General features: G+C 60.1%; 18 protein-coding genes and 1 riboswitch. Of the genes, 11 read left to right on the top strand and 7 right to left on the bottom strand.

Features of this window, described 5'->3' with window-relative positions; genetic code table 11:
* Positions 1 to 306 precede the first annotated feature (306 nt).
* A complete protein-coding gene (locus ACX80D_RS17115) occupies positions 307 to 3,681 on the top strand; it encodes a DEAD/DEAH box helicase (RefSeq protein ID WP_459324075.1) in 3,375 nt (1,124 codons plus the stop codon).
* Between the two features lie 71 nt (positions 3,682 to 3,752).
* Here the strand turns inward: ACX80D_RS17115 and ACX80D_RS17110 are convergent, their stop codons facing one another.
* From ACX80D_RS17110 to dnaK, 4 genes are all read right to left on the bottom strand, one after another.
* Complete coding sequence (locus tag ACX80D_RS17110) at positions 3,753 to 4,229, bottom strand: heat shock protein transcriptional repressor HspR (protein WP_459324074.1); 477 nt, start codon at positions 4,227 to 4,229, stop codon at positions 3,753 to 3,755.
* Positions 4,230 to 4,339: 110 nt separating this feature from the next.
* Positions 4,340 to 5,326, bottom strand: coding sequence for a DnaJ C-terminal domain-containing protein (locus ACX80D_RS17105; RefSeq protein ID WP_459324073.1), 987 nt, complete (start codon positions 5,324 to 5,326; stop codon positions 4,340 to 4,342).
* A 90-nt stretch (positions 5,327 to 5,416) separates the two neighbouring features.
* The gene (locus tag ACX80D_RS17100; protein ID WP_459324072.1) at positions 5,417 to 6,007 is read right to left on the bottom strand and encodes a nucleotide exchange factor GrpE; all 591 of its coding nucleotides are present in this window, start codon (positions 6,005 to 6,007) and stop codon (positions 5,417 to 5,419) included.
* Between the two features lie 2 nt (positions 6,008 to 6,009).
* On the bottom strand, positions 6,010 to 7,881 hold the full coding sequence (gene dnaK / locus ACX80D_RS17095) for a molecular chaperone DnaK (protein WP_459324071.1): 1,872 nt from the start codon (positions 7,879 to 7,881) through the stop codon (positions 6,010 to 6,012).
* Between the two features lie 453 nt (positions 7,882 to 8,334).
* Here dnaK and ACX80D_RS17090 point away from each other — a divergent pair, with 453 nt between their 5' ends.
* Positions 8,335 to 9,171 (top strand): methyltransferase domain-containing protein, encoded by an 837-nt coding sequence (locus ACX80D_RS17090; protein WP_459324070.1) that lies wholly within the window; start codon positions 8,335 to 8,337, stop codon positions 9,169 to 9,171.
* Positions 9,172 to 9,205: 34 nt separating this feature from the next.
* On the opposite strand, the gene ACX80D_RS17085 is transcribed toward ACX80D_RS17090, so the two are convergent.
* The gene (locus ACX80D_RS17085) at positions 9,206 to 10,687 is read right to left on the bottom strand and encodes a multicopper oxidase domain-containing protein (RefSeq protein ID WP_459324069.1); all 1,482 of its coding nucleotides are present in this window, start codon (positions 10,685 to 10,687) and stop codon (positions 9,206 to 9,208) included.
* Positions 10,688 to 10,813: 126 nt separating this feature from the next.
* On the opposite strand from ACX80D_RS17085, the gene ACX80D_RS17080 reads away from it, so the two are divergent.
* The 3 genes from ACX80D_RS17080 (at position 10,814) to pabB (ending at position 14,134) form a co-directional block, all read left to right on the top strand.
* Positions 10,814 to 11,434 carry a LysE family transporter gene (locus ACX80D_RS17080; RefSeq protein ID WP_459324068.1) on the top strand — a complete coding sequence of 207 codons (621 nt, stop codon included), beginning with the start codon at positions 10,814 to 10,816 and terminating at the stop codon, positions 11,432 to 11,434.
* Between the two features lie 89 nt (positions 11,435 to 11,523).
* Positions 11,524 to 12,009, top strand: coding sequence for a low molecular weight protein-tyrosine-phosphatase (locus ACX80D_RS17075; RefSeq protein ID WP_459324067.1), 486 nt, complete (start codon positions 11,524 to 11,526; stop codon positions 12,007 to 12,009).
* Complete coding sequence (pabB, locus tag ACX80D_RS17070) at positions 11,996 to 14,134, top strand: aminodeoxychorismate synthase component I (protein ID WP_459324066.1); 2,139 nt, start codon at positions 11,996 to 11,998, stop codon at positions 14,132 to 14,134. Before ACX80D_RS17075 ends, pabB begins: the two co-directional genes overlap by 14 nt.
* 5 nt (positions 14,135 to 14,139) lie before the next feature.
* Here the strand turns inward: pabB and cls are convergent, their stop codons facing one another.
* On the bottom strand, positions 14,140 to 15,618 hold the full coding sequence (gene cls, locus ACX80D_RS17065; RefSeq protein ID WP_459324065.1) for a cardiolipin synthase: 1,479 nt from the start codon (positions 15,616 to 15,618) through the stop codon (positions 14,140 to 14,142).
* 181 nt (positions 15,619 to 15,799) lie between these two features.
* Between cls and ACX80D_RS17060 the strand changes: the two genes are divergently transcribed.
* From ACX80D_RS17060 to ACX80D_RS17040, 5 genes are all read left to right on the top strand, one after another.
* Positions 15,800 to 16,414, top strand: coding sequence for an HdeD family acid-resistance protein (locus tag ACX80D_RS17060; RefSeq protein WP_459324064.1), 615 nt, complete (start codon positions 15,800 to 15,802; stop codon positions 16,412 to 16,414).
* Positions 16,415 to 16,583: 169 nt separating this feature from the next.
* Positions 16,584 to 17,495, top strand: coding sequence for an aminodeoxychorismate lyase (locus tag ACX80D_RS17055; RefSeq protein WP_459324063.1), 912 nt, complete (start codon positions 16,584 to 16,586; stop codon positions 17,493 to 17,495).
* 185 nt (positions 17,496 to 17,680) lie between these two features.
* A riboswitch (SAM riboswitch) is annotated at positions 17,681 to 17,800 on the top strand.
* An 89-nt stretch (positions 17,801 to 17,889) separates the two neighbouring features.
* Positions 17,890 to 18,150, top strand: a complete 261-nt coding sequence (locus tag ACX80D_RS17050) for a DUF1737 domain-containing protein (RefSeq protein WP_459324062.1) — start codon at positions 17,890 to 17,892, stop codon at positions 18,148 to 18,150.
* Entirely contained in the window at positions 18,147 to 18,539 is a 393-nt protein-coding gene (locus tag ACX80D_RS17045) for a rhodanese-like domain-containing protein (protein WP_459324061.1), read from the top strand. The genes ACX80D_RS17050 and ACX80D_RS17045 overlap by 4 nt, the downstream gene beginning before the upstream one ends.
* A 72-nt stretch (positions 18,540 to 18,611) precedes the next feature.
* A complete protein-coding gene (locus tag ACX80D_RS17040) occupies positions 18,612 to 19,823 on the top strand; it encodes an O-succinylhomoserine sulfhydrylase (protein WP_459324060.1) in 1,212 nt (403 codons plus the stop codon).
* Here ACX80D_RS17040 and ACX80D_RS17035 read toward each other — a convergent pair.
* Entirely contained in the window at positions 19,820 to 20,239 is a 420-nt protein-coding gene (locus ACX80D_RS17035; protein ID WP_459324059.1) for a hypothetical protein, read from the bottom strand. The two genes, ACX80D_RS17040 and ACX80D_RS17035, sit on opposite strands and share 4 nt — an antisense overlap.
* A gap of 790 nt (positions 20,240 to 21,029) precedes the next feature.
* Between ACX80D_RS17035 and ACX80D_RS17030 the strand changes: the two genes are divergently transcribed.
* Complete coding sequence (locus ACX80D_RS17030; RefSeq protein ID WP_459324058.1) at positions 21,030 to 23,867, top strand: rhamnogalacturonan lyase; 2,838 nt, start codon at positions 21,030 to 21,032, stop codon at positions 23,865 to 23,867.
* Positions 23,868 to 23,997 lie beyond the last annotated feature (130 nt).

Genomic DNA, 23,997 nt, shown 5'->3' with positions numbered 1-23,997 from the left:
AAAGAAAAAAAAGACAGAAGAAAGAAAAAGGAGGGAGGGGGTCAGGGTGGTGTCCGGGCGGAGGGGTGAACCCACCCCCCCCCCCCCCCCCCCGCCGTCGTACTTTGCCCAAAAAGGGCAGACTCCACCGGACAAGCACATTTTTGGCACAGGGACGAACAGGGTAAACATGCCCGCCAATACTGCGTAGGATTGATAGATGTGGTTCTGCCCCTAGGGCCACTCCCAACCGACAGGTGGAACAGTTCCGTGACGCACCCCTCCGCTGGAACAAATTTGATGACGCGGATCGCCGAATTTACTGAGATGTCCATTACCGCCGGCCGTGTCTACGCCGACGAGGACCGGGTCAGCAGCATTGTGCTGGAACCGGCCACTGGGCTGCTCTCCGGCAAAGTATTAGGAACGCAGGTCTACCGGGCCACAGCCAAACTGGTCCGTGAGCACGACGGCGTGATCGCCTGCCGCGTGGGAATCTGCAACTGCCCCGTTCGGCAAAACTGTAAGCACGTGGTGGCCCTGATTGCCGCCGCCGAAAGCGACCCCGCCTTCACTGATTTCTTTGTTCCGGAAGAAGCTCCGCGGGAACCCACGTTCTTGGAAACCCTGCTGGCCAAAGCCAAGGACAGCAAAGCCGCCCCCGCTCCAGCCCCCGACGCTCCTGCCGTGGATTCGTGGGAAGCGGCCCTTTCGGCGCTGCTGCCGCCAGCCGCGACCGGCCCCAGCCCGGATACCCCGGCATTGGGCCTGCAATTTGAACTTCATGTGCCGCCGCCGCGCTTTTCCTACCGGGGCCGCGGCAGTACCGTGCCTTCGCAGCCGGTCCTCAATGTCCGTCCTGTGGTCATGGGAACGCGGGGCAAGTGGGTCAAATCCGGCGTCAGCTGGGCCACCTTGGGCTACCTCACTTATGGTGGCGCCCACGATCGTACCCAGCTGGAATGGCTCACCGAATTCTTGTCCTCACACAGCCCTCGCCAGTTCAACCACGGCAACGCCGGGGCTTGGCTGTCGCTGAACGACTTTGCCGGACGGAACCTGTGGCAGCTGTTGGCCACCGCGCACAAGAGCGGTGTTGCCCTAATCCAGTCGGGCTCCGGGGACCCTATTCATGTCAGTAGCCTAGAAGCTACTCTTCAGCTCGATGTCACACAGGGTGAGTCCGGCTCCTTGGACGTTGGTCCGCTGATAGAGCTCGACGGCGCACCCGTCGCCGCCGAGGTGGTGGGTGCTATTGGCTCTCCCATCTATGGTTTGTTCTTCTCCAATCAGGGCGAGAACGACGCCACGGCTGCATCCAGCACGCCCAACCGCTCCTCCACGGCACCTGGCACTGTGACCTTGGCGCCGCTGCCCGCCGGCACCTCACCGCAGCTACTGGATTTTGCGTTACGCAAGGAAACTGTTCACATCCCGGAGCAGGCCAGGGATAAGTTCCTGACTCAGTTTTATCCCCAGCTCAAACAGGCAGCACCGGTGGTCTCAGCCAACAATTCGGTGGAGTTGCCAGCTTATGTGGAGCCCACGTTGTCGCTATTGGCCGCGTACGGCAGCGATCACACGGTGCGGTTGCACTGGGAATGGCACTACCCCGTAGGTACCCGGGTCACCTCTTTGCCGTTGTGGCCCGAACTGGGTGAGACCGCTGTTCGGGATGCCGGCGCCGAGGCACGGATCTTGGAGCTGGTAGGCGCGCCGTGGGAGGACATCACGGCCATGGGTGTGGCCGCCAACCATTCGTGGGGTGAACCCACCTTGGCTGGCTCGGCTTCCCTAAGCGGTCTGGACACACTCACATTCACCGAAACTGTGCTGCCCCGGCTGCAAGACTTGCCCGGCATTAAAGTTGAGACCAGCGGTGACATCGCCAGTTACCGTGAGGTCACAGAAGCTCCAATCGTCACGATTTCCACCAAAGCCACCGATGAACGGGACTGGTTCGATCTGGGCATTGTGATCACGCTAGAGGGCCAGTACGTCTCCTTCGCGGCCGTGTTCTCCGCCTTGGCCGCAGGGAACACGCGCATGCTGCTGCCAAGCGGTGCGTACTTCTCCTTGGACCGCCCGGAACTGCACCAACTGCGGGCGCTGATCGATGAAGCCCGCAGCCTCAATGACAGCAAGGACGGCCAGCTACGAATCAGCCGCTTCCAAGCTGGTCTGTGGGACGAATTGGCTCAGCTGGGCATTGTGGATGAGCAGGCCCAGGCGTGGCGCGAAGCGGTTTCCGGACTGCTCGACGGCGGATCACCGGATCCGCTGCCCGCTCCTGTTGGGCTGAATGCGACGCTGCGCCCTTACCAGTTGGACGGCTTCAACTGGCTGCATTTCCTCTACAGCTTTGGGCTGGGTGGGGTGCTAGCCGATGACATGGGTCTAGGTAAGACCGTGCAGACACTAGCTCTGGTGAGCCAGGTCAAGGCCGAGGACCCGGACCTGAAGTCACCGTTTTTGGTGGTGGCACCCACCTCCGTGGTGGGTAACTGGGCCAGTGAAAGCGTGAAGTTCGCGCCGGAGCTGAGGGTGGTTACTGTCTCTGAAACCTTTGCCAAGAGCGGACTGATCTCCGCAGATTTCTTTGCCGGGGCCGATATTGTCATTACCTCCTACGCGCTCTTCCGCATTGACTTTGCCGAATACGCCATGCAGCCCTTCGCCGGGCTGATCCTGGATGAGGCCCAGTTCGTGAAAAACCACCAGTCCAAGGCGTACCAGTGCGTGCGCAAACTGAAGGTTCCCTTCAAGCTGGCCGTCACCGGTACCCCCATGGAAAACAACCTTATGGAGCTGTGGGCCTTGCTGTCCATTGTGGCCCCGGGCTTGTTCCCCAGCCCGAAGCGTTTTGCCGAGTTCTATCAGCGCCCCATTGAAAAGAACGCCGACTCCGAGCTGCTGGCGAAACTGCGTGCACGGGTCAAACCACTCATGCTGCGCCGCACCAAGGAACAGGTCATTGCAGATCTGCCGGCCAAGCAGGAACAAATCCTGGAAGTGGAACTCAACCCGCGGCACCAAAAGATCTACCAGACCCACTTGCAACGTGAGCGGGCAAAGATCCTGGGACTGTTGGAAGATGTGAACAAGAACCGCTTCACCATTTTCCAGTCGCTGACGCTGCTGCGTCAGCTCAGTTTGGACGTCTCTCTTGTGGATGAGGGCCAGGCGGGTGTGCGCTCCTCGAAGTTGGACGTGCTCTTTGAACAGTTGGAGGACGTGGTTAAGGAAGGTCACCGCGCCCTGATTTTCAGCCAGTTCACTGGCTTCTTGGGCAAGGTTCGGGAGCGGCTCATTGCCGAAGGCATTGACTTCACGTATTTGGACGGAGGCACCCGGAATAGGGCCGCCGTCGTCGATGAATTCAAAAATGGTGACGCCCCGCTGTTCCTCATCAGCTTGAAGGCCGGTGGTTTCGGATTGAACCTGACCGAGGCTGACTACGTATTCATTTTGGATCCATGGTGGAACCCGGCGTCCGAGGCGCAGGCCGTGGACCGTACGCACCGCATTGGCCAGAAGAAGAACGTGATGGTCTATAGGCTCGTCGCCAAGGACACCATTGAGGAAAAGGTCATGGCGCTCAAGGCCAAGAAATCCCAGCTGTTCTCTGATGTGATGAGCGGGGATTCACTCTCAGGCGGGGCTTTGACGGCCACGGATCTGGCCGGGCTGTTCCGAGACTGATATTGCGAGGCTCCAAGTGAGCTGCGAGCATAGAAAAGCGCTGACCATGCAGGCCTTTACGGCCTGGCTGGTCAGCGCTTTTTTGCTGTAATCGACTTCTTCGTAGGAAGTTCTTGTTGGCGCCACACCACCAGGGCTTGGCTGCGGGGGCGTGGACGTTGACCCCTTGCCAGGGCCACGATGTCTCCACCCAACAGTCCGGCAGCAAACACCCGACTGTTGGGGCGCGGTGGTCGCGAGTGCATCTCAGCCGTGACAGCCTCGAGCGATTCGCTTAGCTCCACCACCTTGGCACGCAGCGCATCAACCTGATTCTGCAATTCCATAATCCGCCGAATGCCCTCCAGCGAAACACCCTCTTGGGAGAGCCGTTGGACCTCACGGAGCATGCTCACATCATGCTGTGAATATCGCCGGGCCCGGCCAGGGGCCCGGTTGGGTTTGACGATCCCCATCCTGTCGTACTGGCGCAGGGTCTGCGGATGCATATCCGCGAGTTCGGCCGCCACGGAAATCACAAAGATCGGTGCATGCGGGTCAATAATCATTGCAATTTCCTTCCTTGGGTGGAGTGGGTCGGTGATCGAAGCTGTCGAGATCCAGCGGGTGGAGCGTGTCCGGTGCCGGGTTCGAGCCGATGCCGGAACTAAGCCGGCGGCTACAGCTTGGCTTTATCCGCCAGCCCCGCGCGGGGATCGCCGTCGGCAGTCGCGGCAGCGAAAGCGCGGACTGCCTCTTCGGCTTCCTTACTGAGCTTTTGCGGAACGGCTACGTCGATGCTGACGAGCAGATCGCCGTCGCCCTTCTTGGACTGCACGCCGGCACCCTTGACACGCAAAGTGCGACCCGACGGCGTACCTGCTGGAACGCGGACGCGCACCGTTTCCCCGGTCAAGGTGGGGACGCTGATATCTGCACCCAAGGTAGCTTCGGGGAAGCTGACGGGGACGTGGATTCGGATGTTGTTGCCGTCGCGTATGAAGAATTCGTGAGCCTTGACGTTGACGGTGACCATTAGGTCGCCGGGACCGGCTGCACCGCTCTGGCCCTTGCCCTTGACCCGGACCTTCTGGCCATCTTTGATGCCTGCGGGGATGCGGACATCAATGACTTCGCCATTGGGTTCACGCAGGCCAATCTTGGTGCCGTTGATGGAACCGCCGAAGGAAATACTGGTCGATGCTGTGCGGTCCGCACCCTTGGTGGGTGTGGGCTGAAATCCGCCGAAGCCGCCGCCACCGCCACCAAACAGGTCTGCGAATTCCGGGGGCAGGCCCGAGCCGCTGAAGCCGGGATTGCCGCGAGATCCGCCACGGGGTGCGCCGCGGCCGCCGCCGAAGAGGTCACCGAAGACGTCCTCAAAACCGCCACCGCCTTGGCCAGCTCCGCCAGCACTGAAGCGGGCGCCGCCGCCCATGGCACGGATGGCGTCGTACTGCTCGCGGTCTTCCTTGCTGGAGAGCACGGAATACGCTTCGGAGACGTCCTTGAAGGTCTTTTCCGCCTGTGGATCCCCGGAATTTGTATCCGGGTGGTACTTGCGGGCCAGCTTTCGGTAGGCCTTTTTGATATCGGCTTCGGAAGCATCCTTGGATACCCCAAGAATCTTGTAGAAGTCTTTTTCTGCCCAGTCCTGACTTGCCAAGACGTCTCCTTTCTAAAATTTGTGGGTTAATCCCAAGGGTCGAGTCTGTCGAGGCCATTGGCCTCAACAGACTCGACCACTAGGGGTTTCTTACTCTGGGACTGCCACGATCACCTGAGCGGCGCGCAGAATACGCTCGCCGGACTTGTAACCGTTGCGCAGGACCTGGCTGACCGTGTCAATTTCAACATCGGCCGAAGGCTGCTGAATCAGCGCCTCGTGAATGGTCGGGTCAAAGGCGACGTCAACGGCGTCGATCTTCTCTAGACCGTAGGTGGCCAAAGCCGTTTCCAGCTTGGTGGCAATTGCCGCGAACGGTCCATCGACGATGTCGCCGTGAGTACGCCCAGCATCGATGTCATCCAAGACCGGAAGCAGCGAGTTCAGGACACCGATGACAGCCATTTGGCCGGCAACGGCGCGGTCGCGCTCAACACGCTTGCGGTAGTTGACGTACTCGGCCTGCAAGCGAAGAAGGTCATTCTTCAACTCGGCGGCCTCTGCGGCGTCGCTACCCTGAGCCACGGACTCCTGCGCCGGAACCTCAACACCGTTGAGGATCTCTTCGGCCTGCGAGAGTGCATCGCCTTCGGCACCAGCTGCGGCAGAATCGCCTACCGGGTTGGCCGGATCCACAGACTCGTCCTTTGGGACCTCTTCGGGGTTTACGGATTCAGACATGCTTACTTCTTCTCGTCTGCGTCTTCGTCGATGATCTCGGCGTCTACGATGTCTTCTTCAGGAGCACCATCGGAAGCAGCGGCACCTTCAGATGCGCCGGCGTCGGCCGTTGCACCCTCAGCCTGAGCTGCGGCGTAAATAGCCTCACCCAGTGAAGACTGTGAAGCCTGCAGCTTCTCGAACGCGGTCTTTACGGCTGCGTCGTCGTCGCCTGCAAGAGCGGTCTTCAGAGCGGTGACATCTTCCTTGACGGGATTCTTGACCTCGTCGGAGAGCTTGTCATCGTTGTCAGCCAGAACCTTGTCCACCGAGTAGTGCAGCTGCTCTGCGGAGTTACGCAGATCGGCTGCCTCGCGGCGTTCCTTGTCCTCGGCTGCGTGCTCTTCAGCTTCACGAACCATGCGCTCGATGTCATCCTTGGACAGCGAGGAGCCGCCAGTGATGGTCATGGACTGCTCCACACCGGTGCCCTTGTCCTTAGCGGAAACGTGCACAATACCGTTGGCATCGATGTCGAAGGTGACCTCAACCTGCGGGACGCCGCGCGGAGCCGGAGCAATACCGGTCAGCTCGAACGTGCCCAGCGGCTTGTTGTCGCGAGTGAACTGACGCTCACCCTGGAAGACCTGGATGGCAACCGAGGGCTGGTTGTCATCGGCGGTGGTGAAGGTCTCGGAACGCTTGGTGGGGATGGCCGTGTTGCGTTCGATCAGGTTGGTCATGACACCACCCTTGGTTTCAATACCCAAGGACAGAGGGGTGACGTCGATGAGCAGAACGTCCTTGCGCTCACCCTTCAACACACCAGCCTGGAGGGCAGCACCAACGGCTACAACCTCATCCGGGTTGACGCCCTTGTTGGGCTCCTTGCCGCCAGCCAATTCCTTGACCAGTTCAACAACGGCAGGCATACGGGTGGAGCCACCGACGAGCACGATGTGATCGATGTCAGAAACCTTGATGCCGGCTTCCTTGATGACGTCGTTGAAGGGCTTCTTGGTGCGCTCGAGCAGATCCTTGGTCAGGTCCTGGAGCTTGGCACGGGTCAGCTGCTCATCCAAGTGCACCGGACCGTCAGCGGTAACGGAGAGGTACTGCAGTGAAATGTTGGTGCTGGAAGCCGAGGAGAGTTCCTTCTTGGCCTGCTCAGCAGATTCCTTCAGACGCTGCAGGGCGATCTTGTCCTTGGACAAGTCAATGCCCTTGACCTTGAGCTGGTTGAGCAGGAAGTCAACGATGCGCTGATCCCAGTCATCGCCACCGAGGCGGTTGTCACCGTAAGTTGCGCGCACCTGGATGGTGGAGAACTCGTCTTCGTCCTTGCCAACTTCGAGCAGGGAAACATCGAACGTTCCGCCACCGAGGTCGAATACGAGGATGAGCTCGTCTTCCTTGCCCTTTTCCAGACCGTAAGCCAAAGCGGCAGCGGTGGGCTCGTTGACAATACGCAGCACGTTCAAGCCTGCGATTTCACCGGCTTCCTTCGTGGCCTGACGCTCAGCGTCGTTGAAGTAGGCCGGGACGGTGATGACAGCGTCGGTGACCTTTTCGCCCAGGTAAGCTTCGGCGTCGTTCTTGAGCTTCATCAGGGTACGGGCGGAAATTTCCTGCGCCGTGTACTTCTTGTCATCGATCGCGACTGTCCAGTCGGTGCCCATGTGGCGCTTGACGGAAGCGATGGTGCGGTCGATGTTGTTGACGGCCTGGCGCTTGGCAATTTCGCCAACCAGAACTTCGCCGGTCTTGGAGAAGGCAACTACTGAGGGGGTGGTGCGACCGCCTTCAGCGTTGGCGATAACGGTGGGCTCGCCACCTTCCAAGACGGATACAACAGAGTTGGTGGTTCCGAGGTCAATACCTACGGCACGTGACATAAGTGGTTCCTTTCATGAGCCGCTGTGAACAGTTCCGCCTCTGTGACGGGGTCGCTCAACCAGCGGTATTGAGCGTTCTGCACTCAACTTTACTCAGACTCAGTTCCATGTCAAATAGAGTTGAGCGCAGTCGGCTCAACTTTCACTTTAGGCGAACACGTTCGACGCCGGATGGCCGGGTTTAGTGGTGCCCTTCACCCTTTTGTTTCCCTGATCCCGCCGCCTCTAGGTTTAGCCGTGCCTGCCGCCTGTGGGTTTAGCCGTGCCTGCCGTCTGTGGCGAGCATCCGCATCGAGTTCTGACCTTAGCGGCGAGATGTATGGCTACAACCATGCATCTGGTCGCTAAGGTCAGAACTCGATGAACGCAAAGCGTGTTGGTCCGCACCACAAGACTGGTCCGCACCACAAGACACAGTGGCCACATCCGGTTGGCCAGGCGTAGCCTCCACTTATGAACGAGCAACAGCAACCGCAACAAAGCGGAAAGCAGGGAGATGTTTACACGCACGGGCATCACGAGAGCGTGCTGCGATCGCACGCCTCGCGGACGGCTGAACACTCGGCCGCATATTTGATCCCGCACCTCACCCCCGGGCTGCGCGTGCTCGATGTGGGCTCGGGCCCTGGCACTATTACGGCCGATTTTGCCCGGCTCGTGGCCCCGGGTGCGGTGCTGGGCCTTGACCGTTCTCCGGAAGTGGTTGCCACGGCCACCGCACTGGCTCGGGACCAGCATCTGGCCAATCTGAGCTTTAGCACCGGCGATGTTTACGCACTCGACTTCCCCGATGATTCCTTCGACGTTGTCCACGCGCACCAAGTTTTGCAACACCTGACCGATCCCGTGAGTGCCCTCAAAGAGATGCGCCGGGTGACCAAGCCCGGCGGCATCGTGGCCGTGCGGGACGCCGATTTTCACGGCATGTTCTGGTATCCGGAGGTGCCTGAAATGGATGATTGGATGAATCTGTACCAGCAGGTGGCGAGGCACAACGGGGCAGAACCAAACGCCGGGCGACGGTTGTTGCACTGGGCGCACGATGCGGGATTTGCCGACGTCACGGCGTCGTCCGCCAATTGGCTCTACGCAACGGCAGAGCAGCGAGCCTGGCTGGCGGGCGTTTGGGCGGAGCGAACAGTGGGCTCAGCATTTGCAGAGCAGGCCGTGGCCTACGGATTGGCCGATGCCGGCACGTTGCAACGCATCTCGGACAGCTGGCGTGCGTGGGGTGCCAGCAAAGACGGCTGGTTCCTCATGCCCAATGGCGAAATTTTAGCCCGGGTCTAATCCCTGCGAGGTCGGGCGAGTCCGCGCCGGAACGCTAATCCACCACGAGGAACTGGCCCATCATGCCCTTATCTTCATGCCACAACATATGGCAGTGGTACATGTACGGGATCACGGGGTCAGCATCCTCTCCGAATTTCATGAGCAACCGGATGGTCACACCGGGAGGCGCGTAAATGGTGTCCTTCCAGCCCGCGAGTTCCGGCGGAGGCGGCTGTTCGTTGAGGGAGAGGATCTGGAATTGCACGTCATGGATGTGGAAGTTGTGCGGCTGATTGTGGGCATTGAGCACAGCCCAGGCTTCCGTTGCCCCGGCCTTGACTGAGAGGTCAATCCTGTCCATATCCATGAATTTGTTGTTAATGACGTTATCGCCGAGCTGGAACATCCGCATTTCTCCCGCGAGGGCCGGATCTGGATACTCCACAGCGGCAAGCTGTGCCGGAATCGGGGCTGCTGGACTCAGCGCGGCGGCAGCCTTCAGCAGGAGAATATCCAGCACGTCATGCGCACCGGCGTCTGCCGAACGGGTATCTGAAACACCCAAGTCCTGCGGAAAAGAACGTAATGTCACGGTTTCGCCAGGGGCCGCCGCAACGATGATTTCAGCACGCTCACCAGGGGTCAGCATGATCCGGCTCAGCGGCACAGGTGCTGCCAGGAGGCCGCCGTCGCTGGCGATCATGGTGAACGTGCGGTCATCAGAAAAGCCGAAGTTGTAGCTGCGAGCGCTGGAAGCGTTCAGCAGGCGCAACCGCGTGTGCTCGGCCACCACATTCAGCACGGGGGCGGCCGTGCCATTGACCAGCACCGTAGTGCCCAGCATACCGACGCCGATCCGTGCGGTCTCAACAAGCGCTCCGTTCCCGGAGAGCGATTTGTCCTGGACAATGACGGGAATGTCGTCCACGCCATAGTCGCGGGGAAGTTCCAGCGCGCCTTCTTCATCGTCGTCGAGGATGAACATGCCGCCGATCCCCTTGTAAACGTGGCGTTCGGTCTGTCCGTGCGGATGCGGGTGGTACCAGAGAGTCGCCGCGGGCTGGTTGACGGTCCATGAGGGAGACCAAATGGCGCCGGGTTCAACCATCTGGTGGGGACCGCCGTCGGCTGCCGCGGGTAGGCGCATGCCGTGCCAGTGCAAGATAGTGGGCTCGTCAAGTTCGTTGCTCACATTGAGGCGAATCTCCTCGCCGCGACGTACTCGCAGCGTCGGCCCCAGAAGCGCCCCATTGACGCCCCAGGTATCGGTCTTTCCGCCGGGTACGATCTCCGATTGACCGGCTTGGGTCACAAGATTGAAAATGCGCAGCCCGTCCTTGACTTCCGACTGCGCCAGGGGCGGGACATGCAGCTTATTTTGGAAATCAATCTTGCCGACAGTGGCCAGCGGCTCTCCGCCTGCCGTGCCGCCACACCCTGCCAACGCGGCCATGGCTCCCACACCGAGGCCCAGCGTGGATAGCTGGAGAAAATGGCGGCGGTTGAGACCGAATCGATGTGTGGGAGCGCTCATTTGCTTCATCATAGTTGGACCTTCTGGGAGGATGCTCGACGGCCGAGACACGCACCAGATCTGTCATATCCCGGTCGCTAACCGCCAGCGCACGGACCCCTGGCCCATGGCGCGTAAGCTAAGCGGGTGCAATTTTCCCTTTGGCTGGCCCTGCTAGGCGCCGGCGCCATGATCTCTCTGACCCCGGGTGCGGGCGCCATCAACACCATGTCGAATGCGCTGACCGCGGGATTCCGCCGCTCCATCTGGGGCATCATGGGCCAGCAATTGGCGCTCGTGATCCACGTGGTCATCGTGGCTGCGGGTGTGGGGATCATCGTCTCCAACTCCCCGTTGCTGTTCATGCTGATTCGCTATGTTGGCGCCGCATATCTGGTGTATTTGGGTGTCCGGAAGCTGCTGGCCAAAGCCGAAAAGGTCGACGACGACGCCGCACCTGCCGCCGTCGAATCTGGCTTGTCGATGTTCCGCCGAGGGCTGTGGGTCAATCTCCTGAACCCGAAGGCGATTGTTTTCTTCTTGGCGTTCATGCCTCAGTTCATCCGGCCAGCCGAACCGCTACTGCCGCAGTACCTCATCTTGACCGCAACCGTGGTGGTCATCGACATCATCGTCATGTGGTTCATCTTTGCCGCGGGTGCCAAACAGCTCAAACACCTCACCACCAGTCCCCGCGGACAGCTGATCCTGAACCGCATCTTCGGGATCCTGTTCATCGTTGTGGGTATCTTGTTGGTGCTCGTTTAACAGTTCGTCCAGGTGCGGGCGCCGCACCTCCCCCGCAGGCACCTCCCCCGAAAGCGCGCTCCGCAGCCATGCGCCGATAGACTGAATCAATGACCACTCCCTACCGGATCATCACCGTTTGCACCGGCAATATCTGCCGCTCCCCCATGGCTGAATTCATGGTGGCGGACGCCGCCGCGCAAGCAGGTCTGAACGTTGAGGTGGACTCCGCTGGAACCTCCGCTTGGGAGGTGGGGAACCCCATGGATCCACGTGCCCTAGCCGAGCTGGCTGGCCACGGCATTGAGGCCACCGGCCACACCGCACGTACGTTCAATCCGGTGTGGTTTGCCGAGCGGGATCTCATTCTGGCCTTGGACCTTGACCATTACGAGGATCTGCGCGCTTTGGCACCAAACGCCGCAGCCGCACAGAAAGTTCGCATGTTGCGCTCTTTTGACCCGGAAGTGGCCCATGCCGAGCCCGCTCAACAAGGTATTCACGATCCCTGGTACGGCAACGCCAAAGACTTTGCGCGCAGCTGGGATCTGATTTCCGCAGCCCTGCCCGGCATTGTGGACTATGTCCGTGGCTAGGCCCGTGATCATTGCCGTCGATGGCCGTTCCGGCGCCGGGAAAACCACTGTTGCGGTGGAATTGGCGGCCCTGTTGCGACGCCATCGCAACGTATCGCTCTTCCACCTCGAGGACATATATCCCGGGTGGGATGGCCTAGCTGGCGGTGTGGAACGCTACGTTGAAACAGTTTTGGCGCCCCTGAGTTTAGGCCTGCCCGCCACCTGGACGCCGTGGGACTGGGAAGCCAAGCACGACGGCGCCTCCCGCACCACCGAGCTGGCCCCGGTAGTGATTGTCGAAGGTGTGGGATCTTCACACGGCGGCGCGGCTGCGTACTTGGACGCCGTCATTTGGGTTGATGCGCCCAGCCATAACAGGAAACAGCGGGCCCTTGAGCGCGACGGCGAGACGTATGCGCCATTTTGGGACTTGTGGGCCGATCAGGAAGACCTCCTACTGGAAGGAAGCCTCGTACCGGAGCAAGCGGACATTGTTGTTGACGGTACGCACGGGGTGGCCAACGCTCCGGAGCTGGTGCTAGCAGCCCTGACTCAGCTTCCAGCCATGGAGAATGTACTGGCCCCGGAATTAGCCCGGCGCCGCGGACTTGAGTTTTCCGCCGTCCGGCTCGAAGGATTGCCAGCTCCTACCGAACTCTTCCACGCCCTCTATGGCGCATCCGAGCATGCCGTATGGCTGGATAGCTCCATTGCCGAAAAGAGCGCGGCGGACCGCTCCCGCTTCTCCATCATGGCCGATAACTCCGGTCACTTTGGTCAGCTTGCTCGTCACGAAGACGGCCAAACAACCATATCCGCCGGCCAAGTTACCACCCACATCCGCGGACCGTTCTTCCACTGGCTAGATTCGGTATGGGGGCGCAAAGCAGTGCGCGCCCCGGAACATTACCCTGGCGATTTCACCCTCGGCTGGCTGGGCTACTTGGGTTACGAACTCAAGGCTGAAACCGGTGGCGCCGCAACACCGGAATACCGCCCGCGCCCAGGACCGGGCCTGGACCTGGTCCCGAACCCAGAACCGGGCCTCGGTCCGATTCCGGACGCCGCTCTGCTTTTTGCCGGCCGCGCCCTGGTTCTTGACCACCGCGAAGACTGCCTCTACGTGCTGAGCTTGACGGACGTCCACCAGCTAGAGTCGCACCGAGAAGCGGACCAATTCCTAGCCGCGGCACGAGCTGCCCACGCAACCGCCCTCGCCAACCCCACGCCGTCGGGCATTAGTGAGCGTGACATTAGTGAGCCCGGCATTAGTGAGCCCGGCATCGCCCCGATTTTCACAGCCCGGGACGGCGAGCGCCGCTACAAGGACATGATCGCGGCGGCGCAGGCCCAGATTTACGAGGGCAACTCTTACGAGGTCTGCCTGACCACCACCCTCGAGGCCCACACCGCGCAACCCATGGATCCGTGGGACACGTACAAGGCGTTGCGGAGACGCAATCCGGCTCCTTTTGCGGCGTTTCTGCGACTTGGCGCACTGAGTGTTGCCAGCACGTCCCCTGAGCGTTTCCTGCGCATTGACTCGGATGGGCTGATGCGGGCCGAGCCTATCAAGGGCACCCGCCGGCGTAGTGAAGATCCTGCCGCCGACGCCGCACTCAAGGACGATCTGCGCACCTCGCTCAAGGACCGGGCGGAAAATGTGATGATCGTGGACCTGCTCCGCAACGACCTCTCGCGTTTCGCCCTGCCACATTCACTGACCGTGCCGCGGCTGTGCGCGATCGAAAGTTACGCCACGGTGCATCAGATGGTCAGCACCATCGAGGCTCAACTGGCCCCAGGCAATTCCAGGGCGCAGGCCGTGGCCGCCGCGTTCCCCGCCGGGTCCATGACGGGCGCCCCGAAGATCAGCACCATGGCTATCCTGGATGATCTCGAGGCTGGCCCGCGCGGTATTTACGCAGGCGCTATTGGCTATTTCTCGCTCAATGCGGCCACGGATTTGTCAGTGGTGATCCGTACCTTGGTGTTCCAAGACGCGGACGACGGCGGCACACACCTTTCGCTGGGGATCGGCGGCGCCATCACGGCAGACTCCGAGGACGGCGCGGAATGGGATGAGATTCAGGCCAAGGCACACGGTGTTCTATCAACACTCGGTTCGACGTTCCCGGGCTGATCGGGCTACTGAATCGTGGCCGTCAATCGGGCCACATTGTCCACATAACGAGCCAGCATGGGACGGTTCATCCACTCTTCGAGTTGTAGTTCTCGGGAGATGGAACGGTAGTGATCCTCAACTTCATGCATCCGATTGACCACCTCGCTGTCAATCATCATGACCGTGACTTCAAGGTTGAGCGAGAAGCTGCGCATATCCATGTTGGAGGAACCAATCACAGCCACATCGGAATCCACAGTGAAGTGCTTGGCGTGCAGCACGAACGGCTTGGGGTACAGATATATCCGCACCCCAGCCTTCAACAACGCTTCATAGTAGGAACGCTGAGCGTGGTGGACCAAGAGCTGATCCCCCGCCTCGGAAACAAACAGCTCAACCACAACACCACGTTGGGCTGCCGTGGTGATGGCATACAGCAGGGAATCATCTGGAACGAAGTACGGGCTGGAAATGGTGATGCATTCTTCGGCCGAGTACAGCAAGGTGTTGAATAAGCGGAGGTTGTTCTCGGTGACAAATCCAGGACCGCTGGGTATCACCTGACAGAGCGAACCCCCGGAGAAGGAATCCCAGTGGTAGCTGGCAAGCTGTTCCTCGAGGCTTTCCTCTGTTTCAGCGGCCCAATCCGTGGAGAACATAACGTTGAGCGTGCCCACAATGGGCCCTTCCAACCGCGACATGAGCTCCACCCATTCACGCCCAATTTTGCGGTTCTTCTTACTGCGATAGGAGGGCTCAATGACATTTTGTGAACCGGTGTATCCCACCCGCCCATCGACTACCAAAATTTTGCGGTGATTGCGCAAATCCGGCCGGCGCCACTGACCCTTGACGGGCAGCAGCGGCAGCATGCGCCGCCACTGGATCTCACTGGCTTCGAGCCGTCGAATCATCGCCCTATAACCGGGGACCCGCCACGAGCCAATGTGGTCAAAGAGCACACGTACGCGAACACCCCGTGCCGCCGCAGCTTCAAGCTCTGTGAATAGCCGCTCAGTGCAGTGATCCGAGCTCATGATGTAGAACTCGGCGTTGACGTACTTAACGGCCTTGCTGACTTCATCAGCCATGGCGTCAAGTGATTCCTGATAGCCCTCAATGAGCCGTACGGAGTTACCACCTATCGCTGGGAAGGAACCGAGATTACGATTCAATTCAACAGCGGATTTCACCCATGCCGGCCCCTCATATTCCGGGACTAGGTCCGCAATATCTTTGGTGCCTTCCACCACTCGACGATTAACAGCATCCTGCGCCTCCCGCCGCCGCCGTGAAAGGCGGAAGTTACCAAACATAAGGAAGAGGATCAGGCCAACGTAGGGCAGGAAGAAGATGCACAGCAGCCATGCCATGGCTGTGGTGGGGCGGCGATTGCCGGGGATGATGCCAAGCATGACCACACGGATGGCCAAGTCAGCGAACAACAGAAGTGTCGTCAGCCAGACGTTCCCGGTGGGAAAACTAACTGCCGTCCAGATCATCCAGGCATCCTCTCTTAGCCGGTCCAGTTGCCGCCACATCACGGCGTCGATAAATGACAACAGCCTATAGGCAATTCCGCCTCCGCAGCGCTCCGTAGAACGTCCCGACACATCGAGTCCAAGACCCTGCTATCCGGATAAGCTGACCAGTAATTTGACCCATCAAATGAAGGGCCCACCCGTGAACATCCCCAGCAGCACTCAAATCACTTTTGACTCCTTCGCACTTGATCCACACAAGCTGACCGCTCAGGCCGTTAAAGGCCTGCGGATTGCGTTCGGCGTCAGCGGCGCAGCGGCCTTAATTCTGGGTGCCATTCTCTTGCTGTGGCCCACTAAAACGCTGGCCGTCGTGGCGGTGTTCTTGGGCATTAACTTTTTGATCACCGGCGCCGTCAAGATCGCCATCGGCATTTTCAGCCACAGCCTCTCGGCCGGAACACGGATTCTGGATGTACTGCTTGGCCTGTTCATCTTGGTGGCCGGCATCATCGCCCTGCGAAATTCGGCCGCCACAGGTGAGGCCCTGCTGATTTTTACGGTCATCATGATCGGCATTGGCTGGATCATTGAAGGCATCATCGCCATGGTCGAGGCCGGCAAGAGTTCCAGCCGCTTGTGGGCCATCATCTTCGGCGCCCTCAGTGTCATCGCCGGCGTCGTGGTGCTGGCCGTTCCCACATGGACGGCCGCATGGCTGCTGCTCGTGACCGCCATCATGCTGATCGTGCTGGGCGTGGTGGGCTTGATCCGCGCCTTCACCTTCGGCAAGTCTGTGCTGTCCCAGCTCAGCTAGTTTTCTACGTACGACGGCGGCATCTGGCTCACGCTGGGTGCCGCCGCCTTGGTGCCGCCCATAATGCTCGCTGCCGCCGATATATCGACGGCAGCGAGCAGTATCGGCGGCATTCGTTCAGGACATGGCCGCGGCTCGGGAGCGGGTGGGTGGGGATATGCTCGACACCATGACTGTTTTGGTGTTCCTAGACCCCACCCACCCGCACGGCCGACTGGCAGATCCCACCCAACCCAGCATTCTGGCCACGGACCAGGGCGTTACACGCGGCGATGGCATCTTCGAATCGATGCTGGCCGTGGACGGCGCACCCCGCAAAATACAGGCCCACCTTGACCGCCTCGCCATCTCCGCCAGCACCATGGATCTGGAGATTCCTCCTGCCGAACACTGGAAATCGGCCATTACGACGGCGCTCACGGCCTACCGTGTCAGTGATGCTGCCGCTGCTGGCGAACCCGGGCAGTGCGTGGTGAAGCTGGTAGTCACTCGCGGCCCCGAAGGCACCAACTCCCCCACAGCCTGGGTCACGGTCAGCCCCGTTTCCCTTGCCCTAGCTGCACAGCGCGCCAAGGGTTTGGACGTTTTGCTCTTGGAGCGCGGCTACGACAGTGACATTTCCGCCCGCGCCCCGTGGCTTCTGATGGGCGCCAAAACCCTTTCGTACGCGGTGAACATGGCGGCCCTGCGCCATGCCCATAGCCAGGGCGCTGATGACGTGATCTTCACCAGCGGCGACCAGCTCGTGTTGGAGGGTCCCACGTCTTCGGTACTTTTAGCGCACATCTCCGACGACTCTAAAGTGCCAGTAAAGCGGCTCATCACACCCCATCTGGACACCGGCATCCTGCCCGGCACCACGCAAGGGGCCCTCTTTGCCGCGGCCAAGGACGCCGGCTGGGAGCTGGGCTATGGTCCCGTCACGCCAGCTGATCTTTTGGACGCCGACGCCGTGTGGCTGATTTCCAGCCTGCGGCTATTGGCTCCTGTGAACACCATTGACGGAGCGGAAATTGGCACGCCGGAGATCCGGGCAGAGCTGACGGCAGAGCTTTCAGCGCTACTCGCACAGACCCTCTAGGTATCTGAAAGTCTGAACTAGCCTTGATTGCGGTCCTAGACCGCGGCTGAGGCGAAGCTTTCATGCCACGCTTTCATCCCAAGGTTGAGCCCATGATTAGCACGTCTGTAGCGCTGTCGTCATTTTGCGCCATACAGGCCCTTTTCTAGGTCGCCATCAGCGGCTGATGTGTTACTTTCAAGGGGAGTAATGAGTGCCAGTATCAAGCCCTGACTTGCTGGCCGGCAACCCTCTTTCCGGCGGGGTGCCTCAGGTGACTACTCGGCAAACCCAGCTTCCACGGCTGAAGTTTGCAAGCGTGAACCCCGGTGCGGCTATTCAAGGTCCGATCCTTTGAGGCACCGCCCTCAGCTCTCGCTTGCAGCCTTATGGCCACTTGCAATGAGGAGAGAACATGTCCACGGACGAATCACCCCTGGCTTACCGGCTCATCACTGGCCCCGACGATCGCTCTTTCTGTGAGCGCATCTCAGCGGCCCTCGACGACGGCTACGTGCTCCACGGCGGGCCCGCCGTCACCTTCAATGGCACCAGCGTGATCTGTGCCCAAGCCGTGATCCTCCCTCAGGCAGTTGCTAGTAGCGATGCCGCAGTGGCCAACGCCGTGGATGATCTGGACGCCGAGCTGGAGTTCGACGGCGAGGGCATCGCGTGAGGTACGCAGGGGACCTAGCTCCGGCAACAGCTTGGGAACATGTAGCGGCCGGAGCCACCTTGGTGGATGTGCGCACCGAAGCTGAATGGGCCCATATTGGTGTCCCTGACACCTCCGCACTGAACACTGAGCCGGTCTTCATCCAATGGAACCTGGCCAACGGCACCAACAACCCCGATTTCTTAGCGCAACTCCAAGCTTCCGTGCCCACCGAGAAGCCGCTGGTTATGCTGTGCCGTTCGGGCGTGCGCTCCATTGCCGCGGCCGAGGCAGCAACCGCGGCTGGGTACACGGCGTACAACGTACTGGAGGGCTTCGAGGGCCAACCCGATCGCTTTGGCGACCGCGTCCTAGACGGTTGGAAAAACCGCAGCCTGCCCTGGCGCTGACACCAAACCTCAGCACGAGCGCACCTCAACACCCGGCCATCTCACGCATCAGCGAAAGCCAAGGATAAGTAATTGAGTAACTTTAACGAGCACGCAGCCACATGGTCCGCGGACACTGCGGCCGTGCGCGGCGGGCTTGACCGCACCAACTTCCAAGAAACTTCCGAGGCCCTGTTTTTAAACTCCGGCTTTGTGTATGAATCCGCCGAAGCTGCAGAGGCCGCCTTCACCGGAGAGGTGGACCGCTTCGTGTATTCGCGCTACGGCAACCCCTCCGTGGCCACGTTCCAGGAACGGCTGCGGTTACTCGAAGGTAAGGAAGCCTGCTTTGCGACGGCGTCCGGCATGTCCGCGGTCTTCACCGCCTTGGGCGCTTTGCTGGCTGCCGGGGACCGGGTGGTGGCCTCACGCTCGCTCTTTGGCTCCTGCTTTGTCATCCTGAACGAATTGCTACCACGCTGGGGTGTGGAAACAGTGTTCGTGGATGGGCCAGATCTGGATCAGTGGCGCGAGGCGTTGAGCATTCCGACTACGGCCGTATTCTTTGAGTCGCCGTCCAACCCCATGCAAGAGATTGTGGACATCCAGGCCGTATGCGATCTGGCCCATGCTGCCGGCGCTCAGGTGGTGGCCGACAATGTGTTCGCCACTCCCCTACTGCAGAAGTGCGGTGATTTTGGTGCAGACATCATTGTGTACTCGGGCACCAAGCACATTGACGGGCAGGGCCGGGTCTTGGGCGGAGCCATCCTGGGGAGCAAGGAGTTCATTGACGGACCGGTCAAGAACCTCATGCGCCACACGGGCCCTGCGCTCTCGGCCTTCAACGCTTGGGTGCTGACGAAGGGCCTGGAAACCATGAACCTGCGCGTGACCCATTCGTGCAACAACGCGCTGGCACTGGGCGAATTCTTGGAGACGCAGCCGCAGGTGGAGCGCGTTCTGTACCCCTATTTACCCTCGCACCCGCAGTACGAGTTGGCCAAGAAACAGATGACAGCCGGGGGCACGGTGTTGACATTCGAGCTGGCCGAGCCTGCCAACGGCACCCGCAAGGACGCTGCTTTTGCGCTGCTCAATGCCCTGTCCATTATCGATATTTCCAATAACCTCGGTGACGCCAAATCCCTCATCACCCATCCGGCCACCACCACTCACCGCGCCTTGGGGCCGGATGGCCGTGCAGCCATTGGGCTCTCGGATGGTTTCCTGCGCCTCTCGGTAGGCCTGGAGGACGTGGAGGATTTGCGGACGGATCTGGCGCAGGCGCTGGCGGCTATCTAACTCGCAAGTTTTTGTACCCACGCGGAAAAGCTCGCCAGTTCCGAACCGCTCAGCACCACAGGAGGCGGCTCGGTCATGGGTTCCATGAGCAAGGCGATGGCATCCTTGGGCAAACTTGATGTCCATTCGAAGGCATCGGTGCCGCCAGCCACAGAACCAGCCCTGACAAGAAATCCTGCGTCACCGCCCCAACCAGAATCTGTGATGGAAAGCCTTCCGCTCACCAGCTGGCCCAGCTCGGCTGGATGAAGGCGAACCTGAAGACCGGCAACGCTCAATTGCACACAACGGACGGACCGAGCTCCTTTTCTCCCCCAAGGAACCCACACCTCTTCCGCTTCGAGAGTGGATCCGCGCCAAGGCAGTGACAGTTCAGCGGGAAGGTTTTTAGCAGTGCTCTTGGACCAACGAAACATACCAAGAGCCTACCCGCGACCAGAGTGCGCAAAGTAGACGAAGTTCAGTATCGGTGTCGTTGCGATAATTGGTGGCGGGCCAGACTGCAGGCGGATGAAACGGCGCGTAAGCTTCCCCTCATGGACACCCCGCGACCTCTTCCGAAAATTGGCGCTCCAGCCGTCAGAGCATTAGCAGAAGCAGGAATACTTACCTTGGATGATGCAGAGCGCTTCGGCCTCGATCATCTCGCGGCGCTTCACGGAGTTGGCCCAAAGGCTTTGCGACTCCTGCAAGCCGCGCTCGAGCAATAAAGCACTAGAGAAGCAGAGCAATAATCCACAGAAGCTGAGCCCTCGCTTCTTTCGATCCAGTCCGCATGACCCTCCACCCGCCGACAAGAAGTTTCTGTACAGACGGCCTGGTGCTAACGGCTGCGGACCGGCCTAGAGATCCCAGACTACGAGTGCAGCCACCACCGAAAAATGAAACGCACGTCACATAAAAGTTTCTCAAAGAAATTTTGTATCGATTCATTGATCTTCATCGACGTCTCGTGCAGGATGAATGGTAAGCGTTTTCCAGACTATTTATTCTTCACTCACCCCAATCCCACTTTCTAGCGTCGTTCAACTCTTCTCCGCGTGGCCACCTTCGCGCCACGAGGCGATGCGGCATGCCACCAGCTGGCCTTGGGACGTCGCTATCGCCACTCTTCCCGCACAGGAGTATTCCCTCGCGGAAGGTGAGGTGCTTTAACCGCAGTTTCACAACAGTTCCTCCACCGTTTCAACAACAGCAAGGGAATCAATGACGAATCTCAATAAGAGGTCGCGCAGCATTTATGACAGCGCTTTTGCCAGCGCCGCGGTCGTAACATGTCTAATTGCCGGAACAGCGTCAGGAGCTATGGCCGCGCCTAGCGACACAGGAGCAATAGCCCCGGCAAATACGGTGCAGTTCGAAGCCCTTGATCGGGGCCTTGTCGCGGTCTCAACGGACGAAGGTACCTTCCTCAGCTGGCGCCTTTTGGCCTCCGAAACTTCGGGCGCGACAGAGAAGGGCATGCTCGGTCCCGACTTCGTTGTGTACCGGGATGGCACCAAGATCGCCACCGTTACAGACAGCACAAACTTCGCGGATCCAGCTGGTACGGCGACATCTAGCTACACCGTAGCTCCCGTGGTCAACGGGATTGAACTGGCCGCCAGCGCCTCGGTGACAGCGTGGGCCAAGGGTTACTATGACTTGCCGCTGCAGCGCCCCGCCGACGGCGTCACTCCGGTGGGCGAGCCGTACAGCTACTCAGCCAATGACGTTTCCGTAGGCGATGTTGACGGCGACGGAACGTACGAATACATCGTCAAGTGGGACCCGTCCAACTCAAAGGACGTTTCCCAGATTGGCTACACAGGTCCGGTATTTTTGGATACCTACAAAATTGACGGAACACTACTGAACCGCATTGATCTTGGGGTCAATATCCGGGCTGGCGCGCATTACACACAGTTCATGGTCTACGACTTCGACGGCGATGGCCGTTCCGAAACCATCCTCAAGACTGCCCCTGGCACAAAGTCGACGAGCTACAACAGCGCCGGGAAATCCGCCACAGAATCCTTCGTTACCTTGCCCAAAACTGATCTTGACGCCGGCTACGCCAACAGTGACGACTACCGGTTGAGCCCCGCTGATTACTACGCCCACGTGGTGCAGATGTTCCAGGGCTGGACTGAGCACCCTGAAGTTGTTGCCGGCAATTGGCCCGCTACTTTGGAAGAGGCCTTTGGTGTTCCGGTAACGCACAGCTACCCCCTGTCGAAGGATAGCGCCGAAGAGCTCGCTGACTACTTCATGGATGTTTACGCACCCTCCCGCAGTGCCCGCAATGTATTGCGCAACTTCGAGGGTTTCATTATTGACGGACCAGAATATTTGACCGTATTTGACAGTGCCACGGGCAAGGAATTGCAAACCGTCACCTACGAGCCGGGCCGCGGCGATGACGGACTGCTCTGGGGCGATTACGCCATGTCGCGCATTGAACCAGGTAACCGTGTGGACCGTTTCCTGGCTGGTGTTGCTTATCTTGACGGCGCCCACCCCTCGGCTGTTTTTGCGCGTGGGTATTACACGCGTACCACCATGGCCACCTACGACTGGGATGGCACCAATCTGAAACAACGCTGGTTGATCGACAGCGGACACGCGCCCATGAGTAACCCCTTCAACGATTCACCTCATGGCGTCGAGGGCTCTGATCCGGTGTACGGAAAACTCACAACCCAGGGCTTCCACTCACTGAGCGCCGCCGATGTAGATGGGGACGGCAAGCAGGAAATTGTTTACGGCGCCGCCACCATTGATGACGATGGCAGCGTTCTTTACTCCTCAGCTGACGTACTCCCGGAAAACAGCGCCGCTCCCGGCGAAATGGCCGGATTGGGCCACGGTGATGCCATGCATGTGGCCGACCTCGACCCCAACCGTCCGGGCTTGGAGATTTTTACAGTTCATGAGGGCGGTGCTGGCGCACCCTACGGATCCGCCATGCGTGATGCCAAGACCGGCGAGGTGCTGTTCGGCGCCTACTCCGGCAAGGACACCGGACGCGGGATGATCGGCGACGTGCGCAGCGACGTACCCGGAATTGAAATGTGGTCCAGCATGCCCGGCGGCACTGACGCCAGCGGCCTCCTGAGCTCCACGGGCGAGACCTTATCTGAAGAAACTCCCGGCACCAACCAGTCGATTCGCTGGGCCGCGGACATGACAACGCAGCTTCTCAACAACAGCGGAACGGGCACTCCCACTATCGACGATTGGACTGACGGTACGGTCTTGACCGCCACCGGAACCCTCAGTAACAACGGCACCAAGGGCAATGCCGCACTCATCGCCGATGTGTTCGGGGACTGGCGCGAGGAATTGCTGCTGCGTACCGAGGACTCTTCGGCGCTGCGCATTTACACAAGCACCGACGTCACCACGCACAAACTGCCCACGCCGATGCAGGATCCACAGTACCGGGCCGAAGTTGCTCGCCAGAACACCACCTACAACCAGCCAAGTTACACTTCCTACTACTTGGCCAGCGATATGGATTTCAAGAAGGTCCCTGTCCTGACAACAGCAATCACCCCGGCCGCCCCGGTGTTCCAGGACCTGCCGGGAACAGCTCAGGACATTGTCAGAGTTTCACAAACTTCCGGCATTGATTGGTATGTCAATGGTCAATTGCTGAGCGCTACCCACGGCACAGCAGCTGTTCGGGGCGAGACTACCGTGGTCGCCGTACCGCAACCCTGGTACCGCTTCGCCACGGGCAGTAAAATTCAGTGGTCTGCAACGTTGACCGACGTTGGTGCCCCTTCCCCTTCTGCCACGGTCTCCGCGGCACCGAGTACTCCTGCCACAAGCGTTCCGGCCGCCAGCACCCCGGCTACCGGCACTGGTACCGGCACTGGTATCGGCCCTGGCACCGGCATTAGCACCGACTCAGCTGCTGATGAAAACGCAGACTCGGATCTAGCGAATACTGGCTTTGGCAGCATGGCGCCACTGACAATCGCGCTGGGTCTGGGTGCTGCGGGCGTCTTGCTCGTTCTATTCAACGGGCGCCGCAAACGCACCAAAGTACGCCACTGAGAGGCTGTAGCTAAGCCCATCAACTGGCAGTTTCTTTCCTAAGTACGACGGCGGGGGGGGGGGGCGGTTGTAGAGAGGCGGAAGGGACAGACACAGGCGGGGAGGGGTGGTGGGGGCGGGGGTCGGGGGG

It is taken from the genome of Arthrobacter sp. Sr24 (assembly GCF_054511175.1).
This window is presented reverse-complemented; position numbering and strand designations above follow the sequence as displayed.